Source organism: Burkholderia sp. MSMB1072 (assembly GCF_001524725.1).
Taxonomy (GTDB): domain Bacteria; phylum Pseudomonadota; class Gammaproteobacteria; order Burkholderiales; family Burkholderiaceae; genus Burkholderia.
In genome coordinates this window covers 68,190-92,614 of the sequence record NZ_LOYC01000010.1, presented here as the reverse complement: position 1 = coordinate 92,614, position 24,425 = coordinate 68,190, and the positions used below count along the sequence as shown (strand labels likewise).

The following is a 24,425-nucleotide window of genomic DNA, read 5'->3' as shown; positions in this document are numbered from 1 at the left end:
TACGTTTTACCTGGCTCGCGCAAATATCCGTGCCCGGGCCGCGGCGCATGACGGGGAAGAGGCAGATGGATGGGAGCCCGTCGGGTATGTCGGCATGTCGGCATGTCGGGCGCGACCAGCGTGACACTCGAAGCAGCCGCCGGAGGGTGCAAAAAATGCTCGCCTGCATCGGACGGCGAAGCTTCGCCGCCGAACGGCGCGCGAGCTGACCGGCCGATGACGAGAGCAAAGGAGTGCAATGGAAAGGGAACTGAAACTGCTGGTAGACCGCGAGCACGTGGGTAGAATCCGCGAGTCGCCGCTGTTCGCGGAAAGCAAGAACACAGTGTCGTCTGACACAACGCTCGTCAGCACCTACTACGACACACCGGAACTCGCATTTCGTCGGTGCAATGCGTCGCTGCGCGTGCGCGATCACGGCGACAAGACGGTCCAGACCATCAAGCTCGACGGCTCGGCGCAGGCAGGCGTGTACGAGCGCGACGAATTCGAAATGCCGGTCGACGGCCGCGCACCCGATCTGAGCTTGTTCACCGATTCGATCCCCGCCGACGGCAGTCTAGGAAAGCTGATTCGCGATAAACGCACCGCGGCGAATCTCGAAGCGCGCTTCGTCACCAGGATTCGCCGCACGGTGCTGCCATTACACCTGCCGTCCGACGAAGAAGTCGAGTTTGCGATCGATGAAGGCACCATCGAAACCGACACGGCTTCGACTCCCATCGTCGCAGTCGAGATGGAATTGAAGCGCGGCCGGCCCGACCGTCTCTATCAGATTGCGCTCGATCTGCTCGCGACGGTTCCGCTTCGCTTCGACCGCCTGAGCAAGGCCGATCGCGGCTATGAAATGCTTCTGCAACAACATCAGACGCCCGTGAAAGCGAAGCCGGTAAGGCTTCACAAACGGGACAGCATCGAAGACGCATTCCGCCAGATCGCACACAATTGCCTCGAGCACATTCACGCGAACGAACGCGGCGTCGTGTCCGGTCACGACCCGTCGAGCGTGCATCAGATGCGCGTCGGCCTGCGGCGTCTGCGCTCGGCGCTCGATCTGTTCGACAAGGTCATTCCCGCCTATCCGGGGCTTCAGGACGAATTGCGCTGGATCGCATCGGAGCTCGGAGAGGCGCGCGACTGGGAGGTGCTCGTTCGCTCGACACTCGGCCAGGCACTCGAGCAGACGGAGAAGAAGCTGGAACGCCGGGCAGTGGAACGCGCGTGCCAGCGGGTGGCAACGGAAAAGCGCGCCAACGCAGCCGCTGCCGCGGAGTCCGTCCGTTACACGCGTCTGATGCTGCAACTGACGCTATGGCTAAACGGTGCACGCTGGCGTGACGGCATGTCGACGAAGGCGTCCGAAGCCATACGAAATCCGGCGAAGCGGCTTGCATCCGACATATTGCGTCGCAGGCACAACAAGTTGCTCAAGCGCGGCCGCGGGCTGGCCGGGCTCGATGATCGCCGCCGGCATCGGGCGCGGATCGCCGCGAAGAAACTTCGGTATGCGACGGAATTCTTTGCTTCGTTGTTTCGGAAGTCGGCCGTGAAGCATTATGTGGCGACATTGAGTACGCTTCAGGACGACCTGGGCTGGCGCAACGATGCAGTGGTCGCGGACCGTCTGCTGGATTCGCTTCCCCGCACCCACGCCGATACCGCGTCGGGCGCAGCTTTCGTTCGAGGGTTCTGGGCTTCGCGCGTGGCCGCCGATTACGCTCAAATGAAAAAGTTATGGAAGCGCTTCAGGCGGCTGTCTCCACCTCGATAGAGACCGGTGCCGGCCACACCGTATCGAGCCCGGCATAGTCGCCGCAACGGCTGCGGCAGCGGGCACCCGCGCAGCGGCCCCTTCCGCGCGAGCGCGCGGGGTTCTGCCCGTGCTGCCGACATTTCTCCGGCTCCGCGATCCGAGCGCGCGTTGCCGATCGGCCAACGCGTTAGTGATGATGCGAACGGGCCGCCCGCGTCTGTGCTGCCTTCTTGGCCGCTGCCGAGCGGCCTGCCGCGCCTTTGGTCTGCGCCGCCTTCTTGGCCGCCGCGGAACGGCTCGCGGCCGGACGGCGCGCGGCAGCGCTCTTCGCCTGCCTCGACATCGCGGTCGACGACGCCCCCTCCTTACTCTCGCGCTTCAACACGGCAGTCGTGGTGCGCGAGCGTTTCGCTTTCGATTCGGTGCTCGGGCTCGCCTTTTTCCTGCCTTGTCCCGCAGCGGAGTCCTGCGCCGCCTTCTTGCGGGTCGCTTCGCTCGTCTTGCCCTTCGCGGGCGGCTTGAGATCGACACCCGCACGCCGAGCCTGCGACAGACCGATGGCGATTGCCTGCTTGGCTGAGCGTACGCCATGCTTGCCGCTGCGTACGCGGTCGATCTCTTCCTTGACGAACTCGCCTGCCTGGGTGCTTGGCGACTTGCCGCTGCGTTTGTCGGCGCGGGCTCGCTGGATCGCTCTCTGTTCGGGCATGATCACTCTCCTTGATAAAGGCGTACGCACTTTTTCGAGCAACGGGCGTGCCCAGTGCACCTCGAAGCGCGCACCGCGCGCGGCGACTGCTCCGCACAATCCGGATCGCACCGTGCGCCGCCGAAAATCAGGACTCCCCGACACCAAGCGAACGCATCCGAATCAGTGAGCGCTCCGCTTATGCCGGCTGGTTGGATCGATAGCAGAATTTATCGGTTATCGGCCGCCCTCGGCGTTGGTACGTTAGCCGGCTCGCCTCACCGCAACCCACCCACCGAGGAACACGCTTGATGACGTCGATGAACCGCCGCGCGTTTGCGCGCACGATACTGGCTGCGGGCCTCGCTGCCGCGGGCATCCGCACGCATGCGGAGAACACGCCTGCCGCGCTGCGCATCGGCTACCAGAAATCGTCGACGCTGATCACGCTGCTCAAGGCGCACGGCACGCTCGAGCAGGCGCTTGCGCCGCTCGGGCTGCGCGTGTCGTGGCATGAATTCGCGAGCGGATTGCCGCTGACCGAGGCGCTCAACGTCGGCGCCGTCGATTTCAGCGCCGACGTCGCCGACACGGTCCCGGTCTTCGCGCAGGCCGCCCATGCGCGTTTCGTGTATGTCGCCCAGGAAGCGCCGTCGCCGAAGGCACAGGCGATCATCGTGAAGAAGGACAGCGCATTGCGCACCCTCGCCGACCTGAAGGGCAAGCGCATCGCGGTCACCAAGGCCGCCGGCAGCCACTATCTGTTGCTCGTCGCGCTCGCACGCGCGCGGCTCGCGCCCGCCGATACGGCGATCCACTACCTGACGCCCGCGGACGGCCGCGCGGCGTTCGAGCGCGACAGCGTGGACGCCTGGATCACGTGGGATCCCTATATCGCGTCGGTCGACCAGCATCCCGATGTGCGGATTCTCGCCGACGGCAGCGGACTCGCATCGTATCAGCGCTACTACCTCGCATCGAGCGGCTTCGCTGCCGCCCATCCGGACGCCGTGCGGATCCTGTTCGACCGGTTGTCGCAGACGGGCACGTGGCTGCGCGATCACCAGCAGGAAGCCGCGAACACGCTTGCGCCGATCTGGGGCCTCGACGCCGCGACGATCGCACGTGCGAATGCGCGACGCAGCTACCTCGTGCGGCCGGTGATCGTGCAAAACTTCGGCGAACAGCAGCAGATCGCCGACACGTTCTTCGCGGCCGGGGTATTGCCGACCCGAGTCGACACGAAAGAAGCGCAGCGCTGGAATTTCACGGCGAATCGCGCGGAGCCGGTCGGCGTGTGAGAGGCCGGGCCGCCCCGCCAGGGCGGCAAAATATTTTTATGTGGCCGGATGAAATTGTATTGACAGACTTTCCCGGCACGCTACAATAGCGGTCTTCGCATCGCAGCAAGCGAACGTGCCCAGGTGGCGGAATTGGTAGACGCACTAGGTTCAGGTCCTAGCGGTGGCAACATCGTGGAGGTTCGAGTCCTCTCCTGGGCACCATCTGTTTTTTAAAAAGGTCGGCTTTCAGCCGACCTTTTTTCATTTCGAGCCTCCGAATCGATGCGCATGTTCGGCACGGGTTTCGTGCTCCACCAAGGTGCCCGTTATTTTGGTTCGCGTCCTAAAATTATGTTGACAGCCCGTGAAGACACGCTACAATAGCGGTCTTCGCATCGCAGCAAGCGAAACGTGCCCAGGTGGCGGAATTGGTAGACGCACTAGGTTCAGGTCCTAGCGGTGGCAACACCGTGGAGGTTCGAGTCCTCTCCTGGGCACCATCTGTTTTTGAAAAGGTCGGCTTTTAGCCGGCCTTTTTTCATTTCCGGCCCCGGAATCATCGCAGGCCATCTGCAATCCCTCCCCGATTTCGGGTGTCCGCGCCCGCCTCGCCCTTCACGAAACAGAACCGGGATTTCCCTAGGCTGACAGGTCCTCGCTCACGCGGTTAAATAAATCAACGTGATTTATTTAATGCACCGCCGAGCGGTGCGACATGGAAGGAGACGCCATGAGAAGCCCGCACTTCGGCCAGGGAAGCAATTCGGCCAACGTGCGCCGTTACAACGAGCGCCTGTTGCTGAAGACGCTGCGCCGCGCGGGCAGCGCATCGAAGGCCGATCTCGCCCGTCTCGCGAGCATGACGGGTACGGCGGTCGGCAGCATCATCGCGTCGCTCGCCGACGCGAAGCTGATCGAATTCGCCGGCCGCACCGAAGGCCAGCGCGGCCAGCCGGCTTCGCTGATCCGGCTCGATCCGCGCGGCGCGTTCGGCATCGGCGTCCATCTCGACCGGATGCGCATCGAGACGGCGCTCGTCAATTTCGCGGGCGACGTGCTCGGCCGCCGCTCGCACGACACGCTGCTTCCCCCGCCCGCCGACGTGCTCGAGATCGTGCGTCACGACATCGATGCGATGCAGGCCCTGCTCCCCGACCATGAACGCGCCCGCCTGACCGGCATCGGCGTCGCGCAACCGTACAACCTCGGCGCGTGGATGCGCGAGCTCGGCCTCGCGCCCGACACGTTCCGCGCGTGGGAAGACGTCGATTTCGCGGCCGACCTCGGTCGCACGCTGTCGCTGCCTGTCTTCGGCGAAAACGACGGCAACGCAGCGGCGATCGCCGAACTGTTCTACGGGTACGGCCGGCAGTGCGACGACTTCGTCTACCTGTTCATCGGGCCGGCGATCGGCGGCGGGATCGCGATCGACGGCGACTGCCTGCGCGGCGTGACCGGCAACGCGGGGGACATCGCGGTGATTCCGGTGCCGCCGAGCCGGCTGGCGTCCGCGCCGCCGCCGCGCGGCCAATGGGACATCCTGCTCGCGCGCGCCTCGCTGCATGCGCTCGTGCGCCACCTGCGCCATCGCGGCGAGACGGTCGAGAACCGCGCCGATCTCGAAGCATGCATCGCCCGTGGCCTGCCGGCCGTCGACGAATGGATCGACGATTGCGTCGACGCGCTCGCGCCGGCGTTGCGCGCGGTGCTGTGCGTGATCGACGCGCCGGTGGTCGTGATCGACGCCGACACCGACGCGGGCCTGCTCGACGCAGTCACGACCCGCCTGCGCGCGGCACTCGTGGCCACCGCGCCCGAGGCACGCGGTACACCCGTGCTCGTGCGCGGCACGTTCGGCGCCGACGCCGGCGCGATCGGCGCCGCCACGCTGCCGATGTTTTTCAACTTCTCCCCGCGGGCCGGCATCCTCAAGGGCGCCCGCACCGACTCGCAGGAGGTCAACCATGTCGCGATCTGAGTCGCCCCGTCCGTTGCTCGAGATGCGCGGAATCAGCAAGACGTTCCCGGCCGTGCGCGCGCTCGACAACGTCAGCCTGACCGTCTATCCGGGCGAGATCCATTCGCTGATGGGCGAGAACGGCGCGGGCAAATCGACGCTGATGAAGATCCTGTCGGGCGCCTATCGCGCCGACGCCGGCGGCGAAATCCTGATCGACGGCCAACGCATCGACATCGACGGCCCGCTCGCCGCGCGCGATGCCGGCGTCGCGGTGATCTACCAGGAGCTGTGCCTGTCGCCGAACCTGACCGTCGCGGAAAACATCTACGTCGGCCGCGAACTGCGCCGCGGCAACCGGCGCTGGGGCACCATCGACCGCGCGGCGATGGCGCGCGGCTGCCAGGACGTGCTCGCGCGCCTGGGCGCCCCGTTCGGGCCCGACACGCTCGTCGACACGCTGTCGATCGCCGAACAGCAGCTCGTCGAAATCGCACGCGCCGTGCACACCCGCGCCCGCATCCTCGTGATGGACGAGCCGACCACGCCGTTGTCGTCGCGCGAAACCGAACACCTGTTCCGCCTGATCCGCCAGTTGCGCGAGGAAGGCCTCGCGATCATCTACATCAGCCACCGGATGGCGGAGATCTACGAACTGTCCGACCGCGTGTCGGTGCTGCGCGACGGCGCGTACGTCGGCACGCTGGAGCGCGCGGCGCTGTCGGCCGAGCGGCTCGTCGCGATGATGGTCGGCCGCGACATCTCCGGCTTCTACAAGAAGGAACATGCGCCCTACGACCCCGGCCACCTGCTGCTGTCGGTCCGCGACATCGCCGACGGCACGCGCGTGCGCGGCTGCAGCCTCGACCTGCATGCGGGCGAGGTGCTCGGCATTGCGGGCCTCGTCGGCGCGGGCCGCACCGAGCTCGCGCGGCTGATCTTCGGCGCCGAGCCGCGCGTGCGCGGCGACGTGAAGCTGGGCGAGCGCACGTTCGGCGCGCACTCGCCGCGCGACGCGATCGACGCGGGCCTCGTCTACCTGACCGAGGACCGCAAACGCCAGGGCCTGTTCCTCGACATGAGCGTGCGCGACAACATCAACATCTCGGTGTGCAACCGCGATGCCCGGCTCGGCGCGCTCGATCTCGCCCGCGGCGCCGAACGCGCGCGCGACGCGATCGCATCGCTGTCGATCCGCGTACCGCACGCGAACGTCAACGTCGGCGCGCTGTCGGGCGGCAACCAGCAGAAAGTGCTGCTGTCGCGCCTGCTCGAAACGAAGCCGCGCGTGCTGATCCTCGACGAACCGACGCGCGGCGTCGACATCGGCGCGAAATCCGAGATCTACCGGATCATCAACGAACTGGCCCGTGCCGGTGTGGGCGTGATCGTGATTTCGAGCGAGCTGCCGGAAATCATCGGCGTCGCCGACCGCGTGCTCGTGATGCGCGAAGGCGAGATCGCGGGCGAACTCGGCGGCCACACGCAGACGCCGATCACGCAGGAAGCGATCATCGCGCTCGCCACGGGCTCGCAGGCCGAACTGGCCGACGCGCATTGACCACGGCCCCTTCATTTCCCTCTTCTTTCAAGGTACCGAAATGATCAACCCGACCAAGCAGCGGAACCTCGCTTCCGCGACCGCCCATCCGGTCGCCAACCGCACGCCCCTGATGCGCGGCGCCGATCATCGCGCCCGCATGCAATCGCTGATCCGCACGGCCGGCATGCTGCCGGTGCTGCTGGTCCTGTGCGTCGGCTTCGGCTTCCTGACCGACGGCTTCTTCACGCTGCAGAACCTGTCGATCGTCACGCAGCAGGCGTCGATCAACATCGTGCTCGCCGCCGGCATGACCTTCGTGATCCTGACGGGCGGCATCGATCTGTCGGTCGGCTCGGTGCTCGCCGCCGCGGCCGTCGCGGCGCTGCTCGCGTCGACCATTCCCGGCTGGGGCTGGCTCGGCGTGCCGTTCGCGCTCGCCGTCGGCCTCGTGTTCGGCGCGATCAACGGCGGGCTGATCTCGTTCCTGCGCCTGCCGCCGTTCATCGTCACGCTCGGCGCGATGACGGCCGTGCGCGGCGTCGCGCGCCTGATCGGCAACGACACGACGGTGTTCAATCCGCAACTGCCGTTCGCGTTCATCGGCAACGGCTCGATCCTCGGCGTGCCGTGGCTCGTCGTGATCGCATGCGCGGTGATCGCGATCTCGTGGTTCATCCTGCGCCGCACGGTGCTCGGGATGCGGATCTATTCGGTCGGCGGCAACCCGGAAGCCGCGCGCCTGTCCGGCATCAACGTGCGGGCGATCCAGATGTTCGTGTATGCGGCATCGGGCCTGCTCGCGGGCCTCGGCGCGGTGATGTCGGCCGCGCGCCTGTATGCGGCCAACGGCCTGCAGCTCGGCCAGTCGTACGAGCTCGACGCGATCGCCGCGGTGATCCTCGGCGGCACGAGCTTCGTCGGCGGCGTCGGTTCGATCGTCGGCACGCTGATCGGCGCGCTGATCATCGCGGTGCTGACCAACGGCCTCGTGCTGCTCGGCGTGTCCGACATCTGGCAGTACATCATCAAGGGGCTGGTGATCATCGGTGCGGTCGCGCTCGACCGCTATCGCCAGCGCGACTCGGCCCGGACCTGACAACCCTTTCCTCATCGCTCAACCATCGGCGCGCAGGCAGGTGCTCCTGCGCCCGTTCGCCAACAGACCTCACGGAGACACAACGACATGTTCAAGCACACCGCCGCCCTGACCGCCGCCGCCTGCGCACTCGCCTTCGGCGCCGGCGCCGCCCATGCAGCCGACAAGCCGCTGAAATCGATCGGCGTCACGGTCGGGTCGCTCGGCAACCCGTACTTCGTCACGATCGTGAAGGGCGCCGAAGCGCGCGCGAAGCAGCTCAACCCCAATGCGAAGATCACGGCCGTATCGGCCGACTACGACCTGAACAAGCAGTTCACGCAGATCGACAACTTCATCTCCGCGCACGTCGACATGATCCTGCTCAACGCGACCGATCCGAAGGCGATCGAGCCGGCGGTGAAGAAGGCGCAGGCAGCCGGCATCACGGTCGTCGCGGTGGACGTCGCGGCGGCCGGCGCGAACGCGACCGTGCAGACCAACAACGTGAAGGCCGGCGAACTCGCGTGCGACTACCTCGCGAAGAAGCTGAACGGCAAGGGCAACGTGATCATCGAGAATGGCCCGCAGGTGTCGGCCGTGATCGATCGCGTGAACGGCTGCAAGGCCGTGCTCGCGAAGAATCCCGGCATCAAGCTGCTGTCGAGCGACCAGGACGGCAAGGGCTCGCGCGAAGGCGGGATGAACGCGATGCAGGGCTACCTGACGCGCTTTCCGAAGCTCGACGGCGTGTTCACGATCAACGACCCGCAGGCGATCGGCAGCGATCTCGCGGCGAAACAGCTGAACCGCCCGAACATCGTGATCACGTCGGTCGACGGCGCGCCCGACATCGAGGCGGCGCTGAAGTCGAACACGCTCGTGCAGGCGTCGTCGAGCCAGGATCCGTGGGCGATGGCGCAGCAGGCCGTCAACGTCGGCTACGGAATCATGAACGGCCAGAAACCGGCCAACCCGATGATCCTGATCGAGCCGACGCTCATCACGCGCGACAACGTGAAGACCTACAAGGGCTGGAGTTCCCCGCGCTGATCGCGGCGACCCGCCCGCGAGGCGGGGCGGTGCCGGGCCGCGTCGCCGCGCGACGCGCCGGCACTGCCCGCCTGTTCAGATTCAGATCAACTGCCGTACGGCCGCACGCGACGCCGCGGCACGAGGTTTCAACATGACGACGACGTTTCCCCGCCTGATCGTTTTCGGCGAAGCGCTGACCGATTTCATCCGCGACGACGCACGGCACTGGCACAGCATCGCCGGCGGCTCGTGCTGGAACGTCGCACGCGTCGCGGCGCGACTCGGCGCGCCGACGGCCTTCGCCGGCACGGTGAGCCGCGACATCTTCGGCGACGAACTGATGCGCAAGAGCGCCGACGCCGGGCTCGACATGCGTTTCATCCGGCAGGTCGACCGCGCACCGCTGCTCGCGATGGTCGTATCGAAGCAGCCGCCCCACTATTTCTTCATCGGCGAAAACAGCGCCGATCTCGCGTTCGATCCGGCCGACTTGCCCGCCGGCGCCTTCGACGCGGCCGACATCGTGCACGTCGGCTCGCTCGGTGTCGTGCGCGAGCCGCTCGCGTCGCGCCTGATCGCGCTCGCGCAGGCCGCGCGCGCGGCCGGCAAGCGAATCTCGTTCGACCCGAACTTCCGCGCGCCGATGGCCGCGCCGTCGTATCGCGACACGCTACGCCGGCTGACCGCGCTCGCCGACTGGATCAAGGTATCCGACGAGGATCTGCGCGGGCTGTTTCCGGAACTCGACGAAGCGGCCGCGCTCGCGCAGCTGCGCGCGTGGGCGCCCGACGCGACGATGCTCGTCACGCGCGGCGCAGCCGGCATGCAACTGCTGCATCGCGATACCGTGCTGTTCCAGCCCGCGTTCCCGACCGAAGTTGCCGACACGGTCGGCTGCGGCGACGCGAGCATCGGCGGCTGGCTCGCGAGCCAGCTTGCACGGCCAGAAGCGTCGGCCGCCGAGCATCTGCGCTACGCGGCCGCGTGCGCAGCCGTCGCCTGTGCGCATGCGGGCGCCTATGCGCCGACGGCCGCGGAAGTGACCGACATGATCGAGCGCACCGCCGCCGGCGCCGCGCTTTCGCGATAGACGACGCCGACGCGCCGCGCCGTCACGCGGCAGGCGTGCCGTCGTTGCCGTTCGGCGGACTGCCGGCCTGCAACAGTTGCAGGCTCTCGTCGACGCTCAGTTCCGACATCGCAACGTCGTGCAGCGTGTCGTCCGCCGCGCGGCGCAGCGCATGCAGCGCGTGCACCTTGAGCCGCACGAGCGCGAGCCGCAGCCCGCGCGCTGCGCATTCGGCCGCGAACGTGCGCAACGATTCGATCGTCGTGCCGTCGACATCCGGCGTTTCCTCGAGACTCAACATCACGGTCCGTGTGTCCGGCGCGGCCTTCATCAGCGCACGCACGCGATTGAGCATCCGGTCCGCATTCGCGAAGAACAACTGCGCCTCGGGCCGCACGATCAGCACGCCCGGCACCGGCTTCGCGTCGGCATGGCTCGCGACGTCGACGAAATCGTGGCTATCGCGCAGCCGGCCGAGCACGCTGACGTTCGGTTCGGACAGCTTGCGCAGCGTCAGCAGCAGGCTCACGCCGATGGCCGCGAGCAGCCCGTGCAGCACGCCGAGCGCGAGCACCGCGAGCAGCGACGCGATCACGACGAGCCGGTCGCGATGCCAGGCCCAGTACGGCCGGAACACGGACGGATGCAGCGAGTGGCTGACCGCGAAGATCACGATCGCCGCGAGCACGGGCTCGGGCGTACGCGCGAGCTGCGGCAGCAGCAGCCAGACGATCAGCGCGACCACGGCAGCCGCGCACAGGCCGGCCATGCGCGACTGCGCACCGGCCGCCTCGTTCGCCGAGGTCGCCGAATAGCCTGCGCCGACCGGCATCCCGTGCAGCAGGCCCGACACGAGGTTCGCACAGCCGAGCGCGACGAGGTCGCGGTTCGGCGACACGGTATCGCCGTGCTTCAGCGCGAAATTGCGGATCGATCCGTACGACTCCGCATACAGGATCAGCATCAGCGCGAATGCGAGCTCGACCGTCTGCATCCATGCGTTGCGGTCGAGATACGGCAAGCCGAATTCGAGGTGCCGGAAATCGATATGGCCGACGACCGCGATTCCGTACCGCTGCCAGTCGATCGCGTAACCCGCCGCGATCGACAGCACGATCACGACGAGCGTCGCGGGCACGCGCGAGCCGCGGCCGAGTACGAACAGCAACGCGAGCGCCGTCGCGCCGAGCACCGCGCTCGCGAGATTCGCGTGCGGCGCGCCGGCGAGCAGGTCGAGCGCGACGTGCGGCGCATCGCCGTGCTGCACGGCAATCGCGAGAATCTTCGGGAGCTGCTTGATGACGATCGTCAGCGCGAGACCGAACGTGAAGCCGCGCAGCACGGGCCGCGCGACGAAATCCGACATGCCGCCGAGCCGCGCGACGCCGGCCAGGACGAACAGCACGCCCGTCATCGCGACGAGCGCCGCCGCGAGCGCAAGCTGCGCGTCCAGCGCCATTCCCGATTCGGCGAGCACGGTCGCGGCGAGCACCGCGGCCGACGACGACGTCGACGACACGATCGCAAAGCGGCTGCTGCCCGTCAGCGCATAGACGACGAGCCCCGATAGCAGCGCGATGAGGCCGGCCTGCGGCGGCAGGTTGGCGAGCCCAGCATACGCGACCGCCTCGGGAATCAGCAGGCCGGCAATCGACAGGCCGGCCAGCGCATCGAGGCCGACGCGCCGCGTGCGCGGTGCGGGCGGCGCGTCGAGCGCCGCGAAATGGTCCGGACGCTGCGGGCCGGCGTCGGGGCGGATCGGGGCGGTCGTCATGAGGCGGTCGGCGCCGGTCAGGGTTTGACGGCGATCACGCCCGACCAGCCGGGCAGATAGCGCGCGTCCTGGTCGTGCGCACGCTGCAGCGCGATATCGAGCGCCTTCGCGAAGTTCTTGCGGATCTGGTCGAGCGATACGTGCTGGCGCAGATAGTCGGCCCACAGGAATTCGCTGAACGGCGTCGCGTCCTTCGCATAGCCGCCCGCCGTGCGCAGCTCGCCGGCGAGGCTGCGGTACGGATCGTCCTCGAGCCCCGTCAGTGCCTTCGGCAAATGCGCATAGCCGCGCCGCGAACCGTCCGGGCCGAACGGATGCACCCACTGGTTGTGTTCCATCATCCGCCAGAAGATCGTGTCGTCGAGCCACGACAGATCCTTCAGCAGCATCGCGTTCACGCGCGCCTCGCCCTCCTCGATCAGCGCGAGGCCGAGATGGTGGTGATCGGTGATGTAGTGCAGCCCGTCCGGGCCGAGGACGGCCGGGAACCAGTGCGATTCGATCGCGGCCTTGCGCGCGCGCTTGTTCAGCGCCTTCCAGTGTTTGCGCTTCGCCTTGACTTCGCGATAGCCGACCGTCATCTGCGTCGGACGCAGCGCGTCGAGCCTGACGGGAATGAGATGAACGTCGTTGCCGAATGCCATGGTCGTACCCCATGTTGCGAATTTCCGGCAACGATACTCCTGATCGCGCAAACCGTTAATCCCTCATGGCACGCGACGTGCGTCCGGTTGACGATCTCCGACACCTGCCCGCGCGCACGACGCCGCACGACGTCGCACTACGCGCGCAAATCGTTGCGTTCGAGACGATGACGAATGTAAGGAATGCCGTCGTGCACGACGCTGACACGCCGCATGCCGAGCTTGCGCGCCACGTTCAGCGAGCCATGATTGGCCTGCGCGATATCGGCGATCACGCGCGGCAGGCGCACGGTGTCGAACGCATGCCGCACGACGGCCGCCGCGGCCTCGCTCGCGAAGCCGCGGCCCCACGTCGCCCGCACGAGCCGCCAGCCGATTTCGACGTCGCGCGCCTCGTCCTGATAGTCGGGAATCAGCAGGATCCAGCCGATGAACGCCTCGGGCGCAGCCTTCTCGAAGATCGACCAGTAGCCGAGGCCCGGCGGATAGTCGCGCGTGATCCGGTGCGTGACGAAGCGCCGATGCTCGTCGGGGTCATGCCACGGGCCCGCGATGTGGCGCGTGACCTCGGGATCGCGATCCATCTCGATGCATGCATCGAGATCGGCCAGCACGCGCGGCCGCAGCCACAGCCTCGCGGTTTCGAGCACGGGCAACGTGTCGGCGGAACGGTCATTCATCGGGACTCCTGATGCGGTGGCGTTGCGCATCGAGCGCATTACAGAACTGATACAAAAATCCTTCCGAAAGGATACAGATACCGCGTGCGTCGCGCGGTTCCGTTTCCGTTTCCGAAACAGTGCATTTCGTAGGGATTATTCCCGATTCGCGGTTATCGCGCTCCACATCGCGCAGCGCGCAAGCCTACACTCGATCAGTGCCCCCGCGCCGCGCGCGAGCCGGGCCGGCATCCGCATGCAAATCGCGAGCGCGCAAGCCAACGAGGAGACCCCGGACATGAGCTGGACCCGCGAGCAACGCAACGTCACGATCGCCGCCTACCTGGGCTGGACGCTCGATGCATTCGATTTCTTCCTGATGGTTTTCGTGCTGAAGGACATCGCCGCGGAATTCTCGTCGACGATTCCCGCCGTCGCGTTCGCGCTCACGCTAACGCTCGCGATGCGCCCGCTCGGCGCATTGATCTTCGGCCGACTTGCCGACCGCTTCGGTCGCCGCCCGACGCTGATGGTCAACATCGCGTGCTATTCGCTGCTCGAACTGGCGTCGGGTTTCGCGCCGAGCCTGACCGCGCTGCTCGTGCTGCGCGCGCTGTTCGGCATCGCGATGGGCGGCGAATGGGGCGTCGGCTCAGCGCTGACGATGGAAACCGTGCCGACCCATGCGCGCGGCTTCGTGTCGGGGCTGCTGCAGGCCGGCTATCCGAGCGGCTATCTGCTCGCATCCGTCGTGTTCGGCCTGTTCTACCAATACATCGGCTGGCGCGGGATGTTCATGGTCGGCGTGCTGCCCGCGCTGCTCGTGCTGTACGTGCGGGCGCACGTGCCCGAATCGCCGGCATGGAAACAGATGGAGAAGCGCCCGCGCCCGAGCCTCGGCGCCACGCTGAAGCAGAACTGGAAGCTCACGATCTACGCGATCGTGCTGATGACCGCGTTCAACTTCTTCTCGCACGGCACGCAGGATCTCTATCCGACGTTCCTGCGCGAGCAGCATCGCTTCGATCCGCATACCGTATCGTGGATCACGATCGTGCTGAACATCGGCGCGATCGTCGGCGGCCTGTCGTTCGGCGCGATCTCGGAGCGGATCGGCCGACGCCGCGCGATCTTCATCGCCGCGCTGATCGCGCTGCCCGTGCTGCCGCTGTGGGCGTTCTCGAGCGGCGCGATCGCGCTCGCCGCCGGCGCGTTCCTGATGCAGATCTCGGTACAGGGCGCGTGGGGCGTGATACCGGTTCACCTGAACGAGATCTCGCCCGACGAGATCCGCGCGACCTTCCCCGGCGTCGTCTACCAGCTCGGCAACCTGCTCGCGTCGGGCAACGCGACGATGCAGGCGTCGCTCGCCGTGTCGAACCACAACGATTACGGCTTCGCGCTCGCGCTCGTGGCCGGCATCGTCGCCGTCGCGATCGCCGTGCTGATCCTGTTCAGCCGCGAGCGACGCGGTATCGACATGACGCAATCGGTCAATACGCGTACCACCGCCGTGTGAACCCGCACGTTGCGGCATCGCATCATCGCGCGCGCCCCGCCCTGCCGGGAGCGGGTGCAGCGCTTTCCGCACCTGCACATCGAACTAGAGGAATTGGTCCAGATTCCGCGCTTGCCCGGTCCGCCCGCGTTTTTTTATCTTAATGAAAACGACTGTTTGAATCAGATAATCAAATCACCTGTTCGCGGCCGGGCAACCGGCATGGGAGGCGGAACATGGCAGTAAGTCAGGAGGGGCGGCCATCTGCGGGACGGTCGTCCGGGGCGCGGTCATCCGGCACGCGGCAGACCGGCGGGACGAAGGCGCGCATTCTCGATGCGGCCGAGGATCTGTTCATCGAACATGGCTTCGAAGCGATGTCGATGCGGCAGATCACCTCGCGCGCGGCGGTCAATCTCGCCGCGGTCAACTACCACTTCGGCAGCAAGGAAGCGCTCATCCACGCGATGCTGTCGCGCCGGCTCGACCAGTTGAACCAGGAGCGCCTCGGCATCCTCGACCGCTTCGATGCGCAGCTCGGCATGCACATTACCTGCGAGCACGTGCTCGGCGCGATGTTCATTCCGGCGCTCAAAGCATCGCGCGATCCCGAACGCGGCGGGCCGGGGTTTCTGCGGCTGATCGGCCGCGCCTACACCGATCCTTCGCCGTTCGTGCGTAACTTCCTGACCGCGCACTACGCGAGCGTCGCGGGCCGCTTCTTCGACGCCTTCCAGCGCGCGCTGCCGCATCTGCCGCGCACCGAGCTCGGCTGGCGGCTGCACTTCGCGATCGGCGCGCTGTCCGGCGCGCTCGCGGGCGCCGAAACGGAAAGCCTGATCGACGAATTCTCGCAAGGCCGCACGATGAACGACGTGCAGATGATCGCGCGGCTGTCGTCGCTGATCGTCGCCGCGCTGAAGGCGCCGATGCCCGACAGCGCGCAACTGTCGATCTTCGCGGCGGTGCTCGACGACGCCGGCGCAAGCGAAGCATTCGGACTGCCGCAGTCGGGCCCGACCGCCGCCGAGACGGCGCCGCTGCATTCCACGAACTGAGCGCGCGAGGCCACGCCTGGCTTCCTGTTCACGATTTGATTGATACGCGCGGTCGTGCGCGGCGTCGAGGCGCCCGCGTCAACCGGCCGCGAAGCACGGGGCATGGGCTGGCGCTGGCGCGCCGACCCTCGCCGAGCGCCAAGACCGGAGACACGTCATGTCATCTTCCGCAGCACCCACCTCGGCCCACATTCCGCCGAACACCGATGCCATCTGGTACGCGTCGTACCCGCCCGGCGTCCCGCACGAGATCGACGTCACGCAATACGCGTCGCTCGTGCAGTTCTTCGACGAATGCACGACCCGCTTCGCCGACCGCGTCGCCTACGTGAGCGCCGGCGCGTCGATGACCTACCGCACGCTCGCGCGCAAAGTCGACGCGTTCGCGTCGTATCTGCAAAGCCTCGGCGTGAAGCCCGGCGACCGCGTCGCGATCATGCTGCCGAACACGTTCCAGTATCCGGTCGCGCTGTTCGGCACGCTGAAGGCCGGCGCGATCGTCGTCAACGTGAATCCGCTCTACACCGTGCGCGAACTCGCGCACCAGTTGAAGGACAGCGGCGCGCAGACGATCGTCGTGTTCGAGAACTTCGCGCGCACGCTGCAGGACGCGCTGCCGGAAACGCAGGTGAAACACATCGTCGTCACCGCGCTCGGCGATTTGCTCTCCGACGGTTTCAACGCGAAAGGACGCCTGATCAATTTCGTGCTGAAGCATGTGAAGAAGCTCGTGCCGGCCTATCACCTGCCGCAGGCGATCCGGCTGCGCTCCGCCCTCGCGCTCGGCGCGCGCGGCAAGCCGCAACCGGTGCAGACCACGCGCGACGATCTCGCGTTCCTGCAGTACACGGGCGGCACGACCGGCGTCGCGAAAGGCGCGATGCTCACGCACGGCAACCTGATCGCGAACCTGCTGCAGGCGAAGGCCTGGATCGCCGATCAGGTGTCGGGCGACGTCGAAACCGTGCTCACGCCGCTGCCGCTCTATCACATCTATTCGCTGACGGTGAACGCGTTCATCTTCATGGGGCTCGGCGGGCGCAACATCCTGATCGCGAACCCGCGCGACATGAAGATGGTGATGAAGATCATCCGCCACGAGACGTTCACGGGGATCACCGGCATCAACACGCTGTACAACGCATTCCTCGACAACGACGAATTCCGCAAGCGCGACTTCTCGAAGCTCAAGCTCGCGATGGCGGGCGGGATGGCGATGCAGCGCGCGGTCGCCGAGCGCTTCCAGCAGGTGACGGGCCGCCCGGTGGTCGAAGGCTACGGCCTCACCGAGTGTTCGCCGATCGTCACGATGAATCCCGTGGACCTGAACGACATGGCCGCGTTCAGCGGTTCGATCGGCCTGCCCGCGCCGTCGACCGTCGTGCGCTTTCGTCGCGAGGACGGCACCTGGGCCGCGATCGGCGAGCCCGGCGAGCTGTGCGTGCGCGGCCCGCAGGTGATGCGCGGCTACTGGCAGCGCCCCGACGAGACGGCCAAGGTGATCGACGCCGACGGCTGGCTCGCCACCGGCGACATCGGCGTGATGGACGAGCGCGGCTTCATCCGCCTCATCGATCGCAAGAAGGACATGATCCTCGTGTCGGGCTTCAACGTGTATCCGAACGAGATCGAGGAAGTGCTCGTGATGCATCCCGGCATCAGCGAAGCCGCGGCGATCGGCATTCCGGACGAGGTGCAGGGCGAACGGATCAAGGTGTTCGTCGTGCGTCGCGACCCGTCGTTGACGGCCGAGGATGTACTCGCGCACTGCCGCAAGAACCTGACCGGCTACAAGATGCCGAAATTCGTCGAGTTCCGCGACGCACTGCCGCAGACGAACGTCGGCAAGATCCTGCGCCGCGCGCTGCGCGACGAGGAACTCGCCAAAATCCAGGCGGCGAAGCAAGACTGAACGCCCCCTCGCTCCGGGAGACGCCATCGATGCAAGAAGGAACGAAGCGCCGCGCGCGACATGCCGCCGCGGCAGCCGTCGCATGCGTGCTGTCGCTCGCGCAGGCGGGCTTGCATGCACAGGAACAGGCCGACGCCGCGAGCGCGGCACCGGCCGCCGCGCTCCCCGCGGATCTCGCGAAGGTCGCGCACGAGCCGCTCGCGCAGCAGGCGCGCTGGCTGCGCACGGCGGCCCAGCGCGGCACGCTCGCGCAACTCGACGATGCGACGCTCACGGCGCTCTTCAAGGCGCTCGATCCGCTGGCGGTGCCGCTCTATATCCGTAACGGCCCCAACGGTTATCCGTCTTACCAGTTCACGATGGTGCGCCAGGAGCGCATCAACGGGAAATGGTCCGACACGCCCGACCGCATGCTCGTGAAGACGACCCGCGAGCCGCTGCGCGTGTATGCGAAATGGCTGCCGGGCGGCGCACATGCCGGACAGGAGACGATCTACGACACGACGCAGCGCAAGGACGAAATGTACGGCCATCTCGGCGGCCTGCTCGGCAAGATTCCGTTATGGACGGCGATCGACGGCGCGCTCGCGCGCGCCCAGTCGAATCACCAGGTGAAGGATCTCGGCACCGAGTTCATCGCGAACCTGTACCTGACCGAAGGGAAGAAATACCTGGAAGCCGGCGTGCAGCGGCCGACCGACGTGGAAGCCAGAACGATCGGCGGCGTGCGCGTCGTCGCGCTGACCTACGAAACGCCGACCGGCCGGCCGCAGTTCTATGCGAAAAAGGAGGTGCTGGGGCTCGACCTGCACGCACCCTATTTTCGGACCGTCGAATCCTATGACAACGACGGCAGAATCTTCGAGCGGATCGTCATCGAGAAAATCGCACCGACGCCGCTCGACGGCACCGCATTCGACCCGAAAAACCCCGACTACGCGTTCTGATACGCGCCGGCGGGGCCAGCACGGGCTCAATCGTCATCGTCGTCGCCGTGGTGCCGATGCCAGTGCTTGTAATAGTGTTTGCGCCACTTGCGATAGCGATCGTCGTCGTCATCGCCGTAATAGCCGTATCCGTAGCCCGGATAGGCGACGACGGCGGGCTGCGGCGCCACATAGACCGGCGCCGGCTCGACATAGACCGGCGCGACCGGTACGCCGATGCCGACCGACAGATCCACGTGTCCCGCCATTGCACTACCGGAAACGAGCAACGCCATGCTCCCGATCATCCCTGCCACTTGCCTCTTGTTCATGCTCCGGATCCCTGATAAGCCGGCCCGCCCGGCTCGCGCGATTAATGTAAGCGCGGCGCCTGCACCGAGGTGATACGGGGCTGCGAGAGTCGTAACGCGACGTAACGAAACGACTTTGGCCGTTCGGCCTAATCGCGAAAATGCGCCGGAACGTCTATAGTGGGTTACGGTTCGACACAATCACGACTGCGCGCTTCCCTATCGAACAAGGTAGAATTCCGCCAAACGCCTTGTGGACGAACACGCCACACACACGCACAACATATTCTCTGACGCAGGCTCCTGCCGCACCTCAATGGCCAATCCCGCAGAATCCCATCCGCAAAACGACTTCATCAATTCGGCACGCAAGGAACGTAAGCGTGTTGAAATCTATCTCGTCAACGGCATTCGTCTGACGGGGTGTATCGAGTCGTTCGACCAGTATCTGGTGATGCTGCGCACCCCCGTGGGTCTGCAAGGCATCTACAAGCGTGCGATTTCCACGATCCAGCTCGACACCGGCGGCTCGCGCCCCGGCGGCGGCCCCCGCGGCCCGCGCACCGGTGGTCGCCCCGGCGGCCGCGAAGGCGGCGGTCACAGCCCGTACGGCTCGCATGGCGGCCCGCGCGAATCGCGCGGCGACGGCGGCTACGGCTCCCGCGAGCCGCGTGAAGGCTACGGTTCGCGTGAGCCGCGCGAAGGCTACGGCGCACCGCGCGAGCCGCGTGAAAGCTACGGCGCGCCGCGCGACACCGGCGATGCCTCCGGCAACGCCGCGCCGTCGGATTCCCGCGGCGGCAATGGGCCAGTCATCGTGACGCGCCGCCGGCGAATCGTGCCGGACGGCCAGTAAAACAAAAAGGGCAAGCCATCCGGCTTGCCCTTTTCACTGGTACGACCGATGCGGCGCGTCGCCGCGCCGCCGTCACCGGGTTCAGCGGGCCGTCGTCGGCAAGCCCGCGTCGGCCTCGCGCTGCAGCGAACGCACCTGCTGCTGCAACGCCCGCAGTTGCGACTGCAGCTGAGCCTGTTGCGCCTGCAGCGCCGCCGTTTCGCTCCGCACGCTCTTCTGCCGATCCGCCACCGCTGCCTGCTGCTGGCGGGCGATCGAGATATCGGCCTGCAAACGCCGCGCGCGGTCCTGCGTAACTTCGATCTGCTTGTCCATTTGCGCCTTCTGCGATTCCAGCTTCGCCGCCCGCAGTTCGTTGACGGCCAGCCGCTCCGCCTGATGCGAGAAATCGCGATAGATCGCTTCCGCTCGCGTTTCGTCGTAAGTCTTGATCACGCGCCAGAACGCCTTCTGCTGGAACAACGCGATGAAGTACGCACCGTCCTTGACGTTGAACAGCAGGCTGGCGCCGTAGCTGCCGTTGTAGCTCGTGCGCATTTCCGTCAGCGAATGCGCCTGGATCTGACGCTGCAAATCGTCGACCGTGCTCGGCCCCGTCGTCTCGCCGGCCTGCGGCTGCACCGACGTCTGCGCCTGCGAATCGATCACCGGAATCGCGGCCACCGGCGCCGACGCCTGCTGCACCGCCGGCGCCTGCTGCACCGTCGACGAATCGCTGCCTGCCAGCCCCTGCGCGAACGCGCCTTGCATACCTCCCATCATGGCGAGCAACACGCTCACCCGCCCCAACCCCGTCATATGGCTCATGAAATTTTATTCCCGCCCGAGTCGTTGTAATTCACCGCGATTTTATCTCATTAATTACTCGCTTTCGCGGGTCTCGGGCTCTTCGTCGAAGATCTGATATTTGCGCATTTTTTCCCACAATACCTTGCGGCTGATACCGAGCTGCTGGGCCGTGTCCTGACGACGCCAACCGTTTGCGTCGAGCGCCGCGATCACGCGGCTGCGCTCGTTCATGTCCCACTTGCTGCGATCGACGAACACCTCGGCCGCGCTCTCTGCCGGCACCGGCTGGGCCGAGCTGCGTGCATGCGCGATCAGCCGCTGCAGCCGCGCGGCATCCCAGCCGCCCGTCTGCCGCACCGTCACGCCGACGCGCTCGGCGAGGTTGCGCAGCTCGCGCACGTTGCCGGGGAAATAGCTGTCCGCGACCGAATCCGTGAGCCAGTACGGCAGATCGGAGAGCTCGGCGAGCCGCTCCTCGCCGACCACCTCGGCGACGAACGACTTGAACAGCGCGATCTTGTCCACCGCGCCGCGCTCCTCCAGCGACGGGATGTTCAGCTCGATCACCGCGAGCCGGTAGTAGAGATCGGCCCGGAACAGCCCGTCCTTCACGAGCTGCGGCAGCTTCTTGTTGCTCGCCGCGACCAGACGGAAATCCACCTTCACCGGCGCCGTCGCGCCGACCCGCAGCACCGCGCCGTCCTCGAGCACCCGCAGCAGCTTGACCTGCTGATACAGCGGCAGATCGCCGACTTCGTCGAGGAACAGCGTGCCGCCGGCCGCCTGCTCGAAATAGCCTTTATGCGCAACAACCGCGCCCGTGAACGATCCTTTCGCATGGCCGAAGAACAGCGATTCGAACAGGCCGTCCGGAATCGCGCCGCAGTTCACCGGCACGAATTCACCGTGCCGGTAGCGCGAATGCTTTTCGTGCAGCAGTTGCGCGATGCGCTCCTTGCCGACGCCGGTTTCGCCGTGCAGCAGCACGTTGGTGTCGCAGTCGGCGAATGTATCGACTTCGTGCAGCAGCGCCTGCATCGATTCGGAGTGCGCGACGAGTTCGGATGGCTGCAACGTTTCGGCTGCGTGCGCACGCAGTTGCGTGACGAGCTTGCCGATCATGCCGCGCAATTCCGCACACGTGAAATCGAGCGGCAGGATGTGCGAATACTCGGGCGGGTACTGCGACGCGTCGTGGTCGCGCGCCGCGCCGACCCACACCACCGGCATGCCGATGTTGGCCTGCCAGTCGCGCAGGAATGCCGCGCCGCCTTCGATCATCGTCACGCTGATGATCGCCAGCGACCGCCGCATCGCGGCGCGCTCGGGCGAGACCGCCGCGTTGTCGGCGCGGATCACTTCGACGTCGAAGCTTGCCATGCATCGGGCGACGCGGTCGACGATGTCCGCCTTGCCTTCCCAGACGTACAGGTCGAGCTCTTCGATTGCGGGCGTGGTTCTCATGTTTCGGATGCGGCTTCAGTAATTGACAGGTTGCTTGGCGTTGCGGATCGGTGGCCATTTGCGAGCGGAAGCGAAACCGCCCGCTTCGGCAACACGATGTTCAGGCATTTATTGAACCAGTATGGGATTGCCGCATTTAATCCAATCCGGTGCGTTCGTGACAGAGGCATTCCCCAGGCTTAATCCAAGCAGGCCTGTGACCGCAGTCAAGAGCGAATCGATCGGTTGCAGGAGCAGTGGAACGAGCGTACTTCCGAGCGCATTTAGAAGCGGCCCAGTCAGGATATTCAGCACAGGACTCAAGATACCTGCCAGGACCTGCGCCAAGCCACCCTCCGCCGACAATGAGAACGATAGGCCACTATTGGCTATTCCCTGAACAGCAGGCGCCAGAAACTGAGTCGTCGGCGTACTGAGTGTGTACGGCGGCCCCGGATTGGGTGAACCGGACGACCCAGGTCCAGGATACTGAAATGTCAGCGTGGTTTGCCCTTGATTGGCGACAGGGATCGTCACCTGCCCCGGCCGTATGTTGATGTTGATCGTAATCTGATTCAGGTTGATGAGTCCCAGAGTCAGAACCTTGAGCGCATTCGTCACGACACCAAGGCCCAGCAGGTCGAGTAGACTCTGCAGGTTGACGGATACCAGCGGAATCGGGGCGGCGCTGCTGTCGGGCATATATCCGGACGGCGCGCTGAGGTTGAAGGTACTCCGTGAACCGCCAATATACACAGCAGCCACACCCGTCTGCACATTCACTATCGCGCTTTTCATACCGTCCGCAGAACACGTGACGGATGCCAGGCCAGCCACCGCTGGCGCCACAGACGCGGCGATCGGCAATTGAACGCCGGCAAGCGGCGTCGGACTACCCGACGGGCAACTGCCGCCCGAAAAAACTAACCCGCCGGTGGGGCAGCTCGACAGCAGCGATATCGACGTATTGAGGAAGATGGTTCCCTGCTGGGTCGATGCGGTGGTCGTGCAATTGGACGTCCCGCAATTCGGCGGCCCAGGAGGACCGCTCGCGGTAGACGGCGGAGTAGCTCCCAGCTTGACGGAACCCGACACGGTCACATTCAGTAACGGTGCGAGCGGCGCAGGCGTCTGAACCTTGACTGTGGGAATGCTGACCGAACTCGTACCGTTCGCGATCTGCAATGCCGTCGACAGTAATCCGAGTGCATTAACGCTGGCATCGACTGCAGAGCTACCGTTAGCGGTTGCAGCGGAAACCAACGGGCCGAGTGCGATTTGCGGCCCACTGCAGACACTGCCGGAACAAAGCGCAGCGACAATCGCGTTCAGGACATTCAAGTTCACGCCGACCAAGTTCTGCTGTGTCGCCGCCTGCACCGCGGCGTTGGCCAACTGGCCTAACGTCACGGTACCGTCCAATACACCCGTGGTCGTGCCAACCGGCAGATTGGCGAGAATGCCGCCCAGTTTCAAGTTGACTTGTGCGAGCCCCTTATAGTCGACAAGCTGGAGATTGAGCGGATTTTTCGCTCCTGTCAGCGCCTGGAGCAGTTGATTGGCCACTCCACCATCCAGCGATCCAACCGACGTGGTCAGCGCAAACGTATCGGTCGGCACGCTCTTGGCGATGGCCGACGCGCTGATCGTCGCGTCATTGATAAAGATTCCGCTCACATGCTCGGAGACCGTGACGCAAACGGCGTTGACCGATTGACCGGTGCTAAAGGCACCGCCCGACAGGCCAGCACATTGGTTATTGGGGGGCAGCGGGGCTCCCGAGGTACGCGTAAACTGCGCGCTGGCGCCGCTGGTCGGCGGCGGGCTCCAGATGCCGCACGTCACGGTAGCCGTCGATGTTCCCGACAGTAAGCTTGCCGGCACGTTCGTAACCTGCTTGACCGCGGTCGTTGCTGCCGTGCAAGTGGCGTCGCTGGCGGCCTGCGTAACAGCAGAAAGCGCGGCCAAATCGGCAGCCGACTGCATATGTCGTCGTTCGGCATAGTAGCGTCCGATATCCGTCGCACCCAGCACAATGACCGCTATCGCCAGGAATATCGTCGCCATGATCCCGGCACCGCCGCGCTGGCGACGTCTGTGCAAGCAGCTGGCACGGCGCCGGCGGACCGCGTGTGGTTGAATCGTGCGCATC

At 66.0% G+C, this 24,425-nt stretch carries 20 protein-coding genes and 2 tRNA genes; 14 read left to right on the top strand and 8 right to left on the bottom strand.

Going from position 1 to position 24,425, the window contains the following annotated elements; translation table 11 throughout:
* The first annotated feature begins 238 nt into the window (after positions 1-238).
* Positions 239-1,771, top strand: a complete 1,533-nt coding sequence (locus WS89_RS05510; RefSeq protein ID WP_059789785.1) for a CYTH and CHAD domain-containing protein — start codon at positions 239-241, stop codon at positions 1,769-1,771.
* Between the two features lie 169 nt (positions 1,772-1,940).
* On the opposite strand, the gene WS89_RS05505 is transcribed toward WS89_RS05510, so the two are convergent.
* Entirely contained in the window at positions 1,941-2,462 is a 522-nt protein-coding gene (locus tag WS89_RS05505; RefSeq protein ID WP_059789784.1) for a DUF6496 domain-containing protein, read from the bottom strand.
* Between the two features lie 290 nt (positions 2,463-2,752).
* Here WS89_RS05505 and WS89_RS05500 point away from each other — a divergent pair, with 290 nt between their 5' ends.
* The 8 genes from WS89_RS05500 (at position 2,753) to WS89_RS05465 (ending at position 10,424) form a co-directional block, all read left to right on the top strand.
* Complete coding sequence (locus tag WS89_RS05500; protein ID WP_059789783.1) at positions 2,753-3,742, top strand: aliphatic sulfonate ABC transporter substrate-binding protein; 990 nt, start codon at positions 2,753-2,755, stop codon at positions 3,740-3,742.
* Positions 3,743-3,859: 117 nt separating this feature from the next.
* A tRNA-Leu gene (locus tag WS89_RS05495) sits at positions 3,860-3,946 on the top strand.
* 191 nt (positions 3,947-4,137) lie between these two features.
* Positions 4,138-4,224, top strand: a tRNA-Leu gene (locus WS89_RS05490).
* A gap of 230 nt (positions 4,225-4,454) precedes the next feature.
* Complete coding sequence (locus WS89_RS05485) at positions 4,455-5,702, top strand: ROK family protein (protein ID WP_034207157.1); 1,248 nt, start codon at positions 4,455-4,457, stop codon at positions 5,700-5,702.
* Complete coding sequence (locus WS89_RS05480; RefSeq protein ID WP_059499019.1) at positions 5,689-7,242, top strand: sugar ABC transporter ATP-binding protein; 1,554 nt, start codon at positions 5,689-5,691, stop codon at positions 7,240-7,242. The genes WS89_RS05485 and WS89_RS05480 overlap by 14 nt, the downstream gene beginning before the upstream one ends.
* Positions 7,243-7,282: 40 nt before the next feature.
* A complete protein-coding gene (locus tag WS89_RS05475; protein ID WP_034207155.1) occupies positions 7,283-8,320 on the top strand; it encodes an ABC transporter permease subunit in 1,038 nt (345 codons plus the stop codon).
* Positions 8,321-8,407: 87 nt separating this feature from the next.
* Positions 8,408-9,352, top strand: coding sequence for an ABC transporter substrate-binding protein (locus WS89_RS05470; RefSeq protein ID WP_059499020.1), 945 nt, complete (start codon positions 8,408-8,410; stop codon positions 9,350-9,352).
* A gap of 133 nt (positions 9,353-9,485) precedes the next feature.
* Entirely contained in the window at positions 9,486-10,424 is a 939-nt protein-coding gene (locus WS89_RS05465; protein WP_059499021.1) for a carbohydrate kinase family protein, read from the top strand.
* A 22-nt stretch (positions 10,425-10,446) separates the two neighbouring features.
* Here WS89_RS05465 and WS89_RS05460 read toward each other — a convergent pair whose 3' ends face one another.
* The 3 genes from WS89_RS05460 to WS89_RS05450 all read right to left on the bottom strand — a co-directional run bounded on the left by WS89_RS05460 (position 10,447) and on the right by WS89_RS05450 (position 13,501).
* Complete coding sequence (locus WS89_RS05460; RefSeq protein WP_059789782.1) at positions 10,447-12,177, bottom strand: SulP family inorganic anion transporter; 1,731 nt, start codon at positions 12,175-12,177, stop codon at positions 10,447-10,449.
* A 17-nt stretch (positions 12,178-12,194) separates the two neighbouring features.
* Positions 12,195-12,821, bottom strand: a complete 627-nt coding sequence (locus WS89_RS05455; RefSeq protein ID WP_059789781.1) for a ParB-like protein — start codon at positions 12,819-12,821, stop codon at positions 12,195-12,197.
* 137 nt (positions 12,822-12,958) lie between these two features.
* A complete protein-coding gene (locus WS89_RS05450; protein WP_059789780.1) occupies positions 12,959-13,501 on the bottom strand; it encodes a GNAT family N-acetyltransferase in 543 nt (180 codons plus the stop codon).
* 277 nt (positions 13,502-13,778) lie between these two features.
* Here WS89_RS05450 and WS89_RS05445 point away from each other — a divergent pair, with 277 nt between their 5' ends.
* The 4 genes from WS89_RS05445 (at position 13,779) to WS89_RS05430 (ending at position 18,895) form a co-directional block, all read left to right on the top strand.
* Positions 13,779-14,999 (top strand): MFS transporter, encoded by a 1,221-nt coding sequence (locus WS89_RS05445; RefSeq protein WP_059789939.1) that lies wholly within the window; start codon positions 13,779-13,781, stop codon positions 14,997-14,999.
* Positions 15,000-15,214: 215 nt separating this feature from the next.
* Complete coding sequence (locus tag WS89_RS05440) at positions 15,215-16,036, top strand: TetR/AcrR family transcriptional regulator (protein WP_059789779.1); 822 nt, start codon at positions 15,215-15,217, stop codon at positions 16,034-16,036.
* A 157-nt stretch (positions 16,037-16,193) separates the two neighbouring features.
* Positions 16,194-17,948 carry an AMP-binding protein gene (locus WS89_RS05435; protein WP_059789778.1) on the top strand — a complete coding sequence of 585 codons (1,755 nt, stop codon included), beginning with the start codon at positions 16,194-16,196 and terminating at the stop codon, positions 17,946-17,948.
* A gap of 29 nt (positions 17,949-17,977) precedes the next feature.
* Positions 17,978-18,895, top strand: a complete 918-nt coding sequence (locus WS89_RS05430) for a DUF1571 domain-containing protein (RefSeq protein ID WP_059789777.1) — start codon at positions 17,978-17,980, stop codon at positions 18,893-18,895.
* Positions 18,896-18,921: 26 nt separating this feature from the next.
* Here WS89_RS05430 and WS89_RS05425 read toward each other — a convergent pair whose 3' ends face one another.
* On the bottom strand, positions 18,922-19,206 hold the full coding sequence (locus WS89_RS05425) for a hypothetical protein (RefSeq protein ID WP_059789776.1): 285 nt from the start codon (positions 19,204-19,206) through the stop codon (positions 18,922-18,924).
* Between the two features lie 295 nt (positions 19,207-19,501).
* Between WS89_RS05425 and hfq the strand changes: the two genes are divergently transcribed.
* Positions 19,502-20,041: an RNA chaperone Hfq gene (gene hfq, locus WS89_RS05420; protein WP_059499030.1), complete on the top strand. Its 540-nt coding sequence runs from the start codon at positions 19,502-19,504 to the stop codon at positions 20,039-20,041.
* Between the two features lie 81 nt (positions 20,042-20,122).
* Here hfq and WS89_RS05415 read toward each other — a convergent pair whose 3' ends face one another.
* From WS89_RS05415 to WS89_RS31840, 3 genes are all read right to left on the bottom strand, one after another.
* Positions 20,123-20,848 carry a DUF2968 domain-containing protein gene (locus WS89_RS05415; RefSeq protein ID WP_059789775.1) on the bottom strand — a complete coding sequence of 242 codons (726 nt, stop codon included), beginning with the start codon at positions 20,846-20,848 and terminating at the stop codon, positions 20,123-20,125.
* A gap of 54 nt (positions 20,849-20,902) precedes the next feature.
* Complete coding sequence (locus WS89_RS05410) at positions 20,903-22,294, bottom strand: sigma 54-interacting transcriptional regulator (RefSeq protein ID WP_059499032.1); 1,392 nt, start codon at positions 22,292-22,294, stop codon at positions 20,903-20,905.
* Positions 22,295-22,402: 108 nt separating this feature from the next.
* Positions 22,403-24,424: a pilus assembly protein TadG-related protein gene (locus tag WS89_RS31840; protein ID WP_257128131.1), complete on the bottom strand. Its 2,022-nt coding sequence runs from the start codon at positions 24,422-24,424 to the stop codon at positions 22,403-22,405.
* Between the last annotated feature and the right edge of the window lies 1 nt (position 24,425).

What these genes read in the sequence shown, in the direction of transcription:
- WS89_RS05465 (WP_059499021.1), top strand. Translation starts at nt 9,486, where the DNA reads ATGACGACGACGTTTCCCCGCCTGATCGTTTTCGGCGAAGCGCTGACC.
- WS89_RS05445 (WP_059789939.1), top strand. Translation starts at nt 13,779, where the DNA reads ATGAGCTGGACCCGCGAGCAACGCAACGTCACGATCGCCGCCTACCTG.
- WS89_RS05485 (WP_034207157.1), top strand. Translation starts at nt 4,455, where the DNA reads ATGAGAAGCCCGCACTTCGGCCAGGGAAGCAATTCGGCCAACGTGCGC.
- WS89_RS05460 (WP_059789782.1), bottom strand. Translation starts at nt 12,177, where the DNA reads ATGACGACCGCCCCGATCCGCCCCGACGCCGGCCCGCAGCGTCCGGAC.
- WS89_RS05430 (WP_059789777.1), top strand. Translation starts at nt 17,978, where the DNA reads ATGCAAGAAGGAACGAAGCGCCGCGCGCGACATGCCGCCGCGGCAGCC.
- WS89_RS05410 (WP_059499032.1), bottom strand. Translation starts at nt 22,294, where the DNA reads ATGAGAACCACGCCCGCAATCGAAGAGCTCGACCTGTACGTCTGGGAA.
- WS89_RS05470 (WP_059499020.1), top strand. Translation starts at nt 8,408, where the DNA reads ATGTTCAAGCACACCGCCGCCCTGACCGCCGCCGCCTGCGCACTCGCC.
- WS89_RS05500 (WP_059789783.1), top strand. Translation starts at nt 2,753, where the DNA reads ATGACGTCGATGAACCGCCGCGCGTTTGCGCGCACGATACTGGCTGCG.
- WS89_RS05480 (WP_059499019.1), top strand. Translation starts at nt 5,689, where the DNA reads ATGTCGCGATCTGAGTCGCCCCGTCCGTTGCTCGAGATGCGCGGAATC.
- WS89_RS05440 (WP_059789779.1), top strand. Translation starts at nt 15,215, where the DNA reads ATGGCAGTAAGTCAGGAGGGGCGGCCATCTGCGGGACGGTCGTCCGGG.
- WS89_RS05475 (WP_034207155.1), top strand. Translation starts at nt 7,283, where the DNA reads ATGATCAACCCGACCAAGCAGCGGAACCTCGCTTCCGCGACCGCCCAT.
- WS89_RS05510 (WP_059789785.1), top strand. Translation starts at nt 239, where the DNA reads ATGGAAAGGGAACTGAAACTGCTGGTAGACCGCGAGCACGTGGGTAGA.
- WS89_RS05415 (WP_059789775.1), bottom strand. Translation starts at nt 20,848, where the DNA reads ATGAGCCATATGACGGGGTTGGGGCGGGTGAGCGTGTTGCTCGCCATG.
- WS89_RS31840 (WP_257128131.1), bottom strand. Translation starts at nt 24,424, where the DNA reads ATGCGCACGATTCAACCACACGCGGTCCGCCGGCGCCGTGCCAGCTGC.
- WS89_RS05505 (WP_059789784.1), bottom strand. Translation starts at nt 2,462, where the DNA reads ATGCCCGAACAGAGAGCGATCCAGCGAGCCCGCGCCGACAAACGCAGC.
- WS89_RS05455 (WP_059789781.1), bottom strand. Translation starts at nt 12,821, where the DNA reads ATGGCATTCGGCAACGACGTTCATCTCATTCCCGTCAGGCTCGACGCG.
- WS89_RS05435 (WP_059789778.1), top strand. Translation starts at nt 16,194, where the DNA reads ATGTCATCTTCCGCAGCACCCACCTCGGCCCACATTCCGCCGAACACC.
- hfq (WP_059499030.1), top strand. Translation starts at nt 19,502, where the DNA reads ATGGCCAATCCCGCAGAATCCCATCCGCAAAACGACTTCATCAATTCG.
- WS89_RS05425 (WP_059789776.1), bottom strand. Translation starts at nt 19,206, where the DNA reads ATGAACAAGAGGCAAGTGGCAGGGATGATCGGGAGCATGGCGTTGCTC.
- WS89_RS05450 (WP_059789780.1), bottom strand. Translation starts at nt 13,501, where the DNA reads ATGAATGACCGTTCCGCCGACACGTTGCCCGTGCTCGAAACCGCGAGG.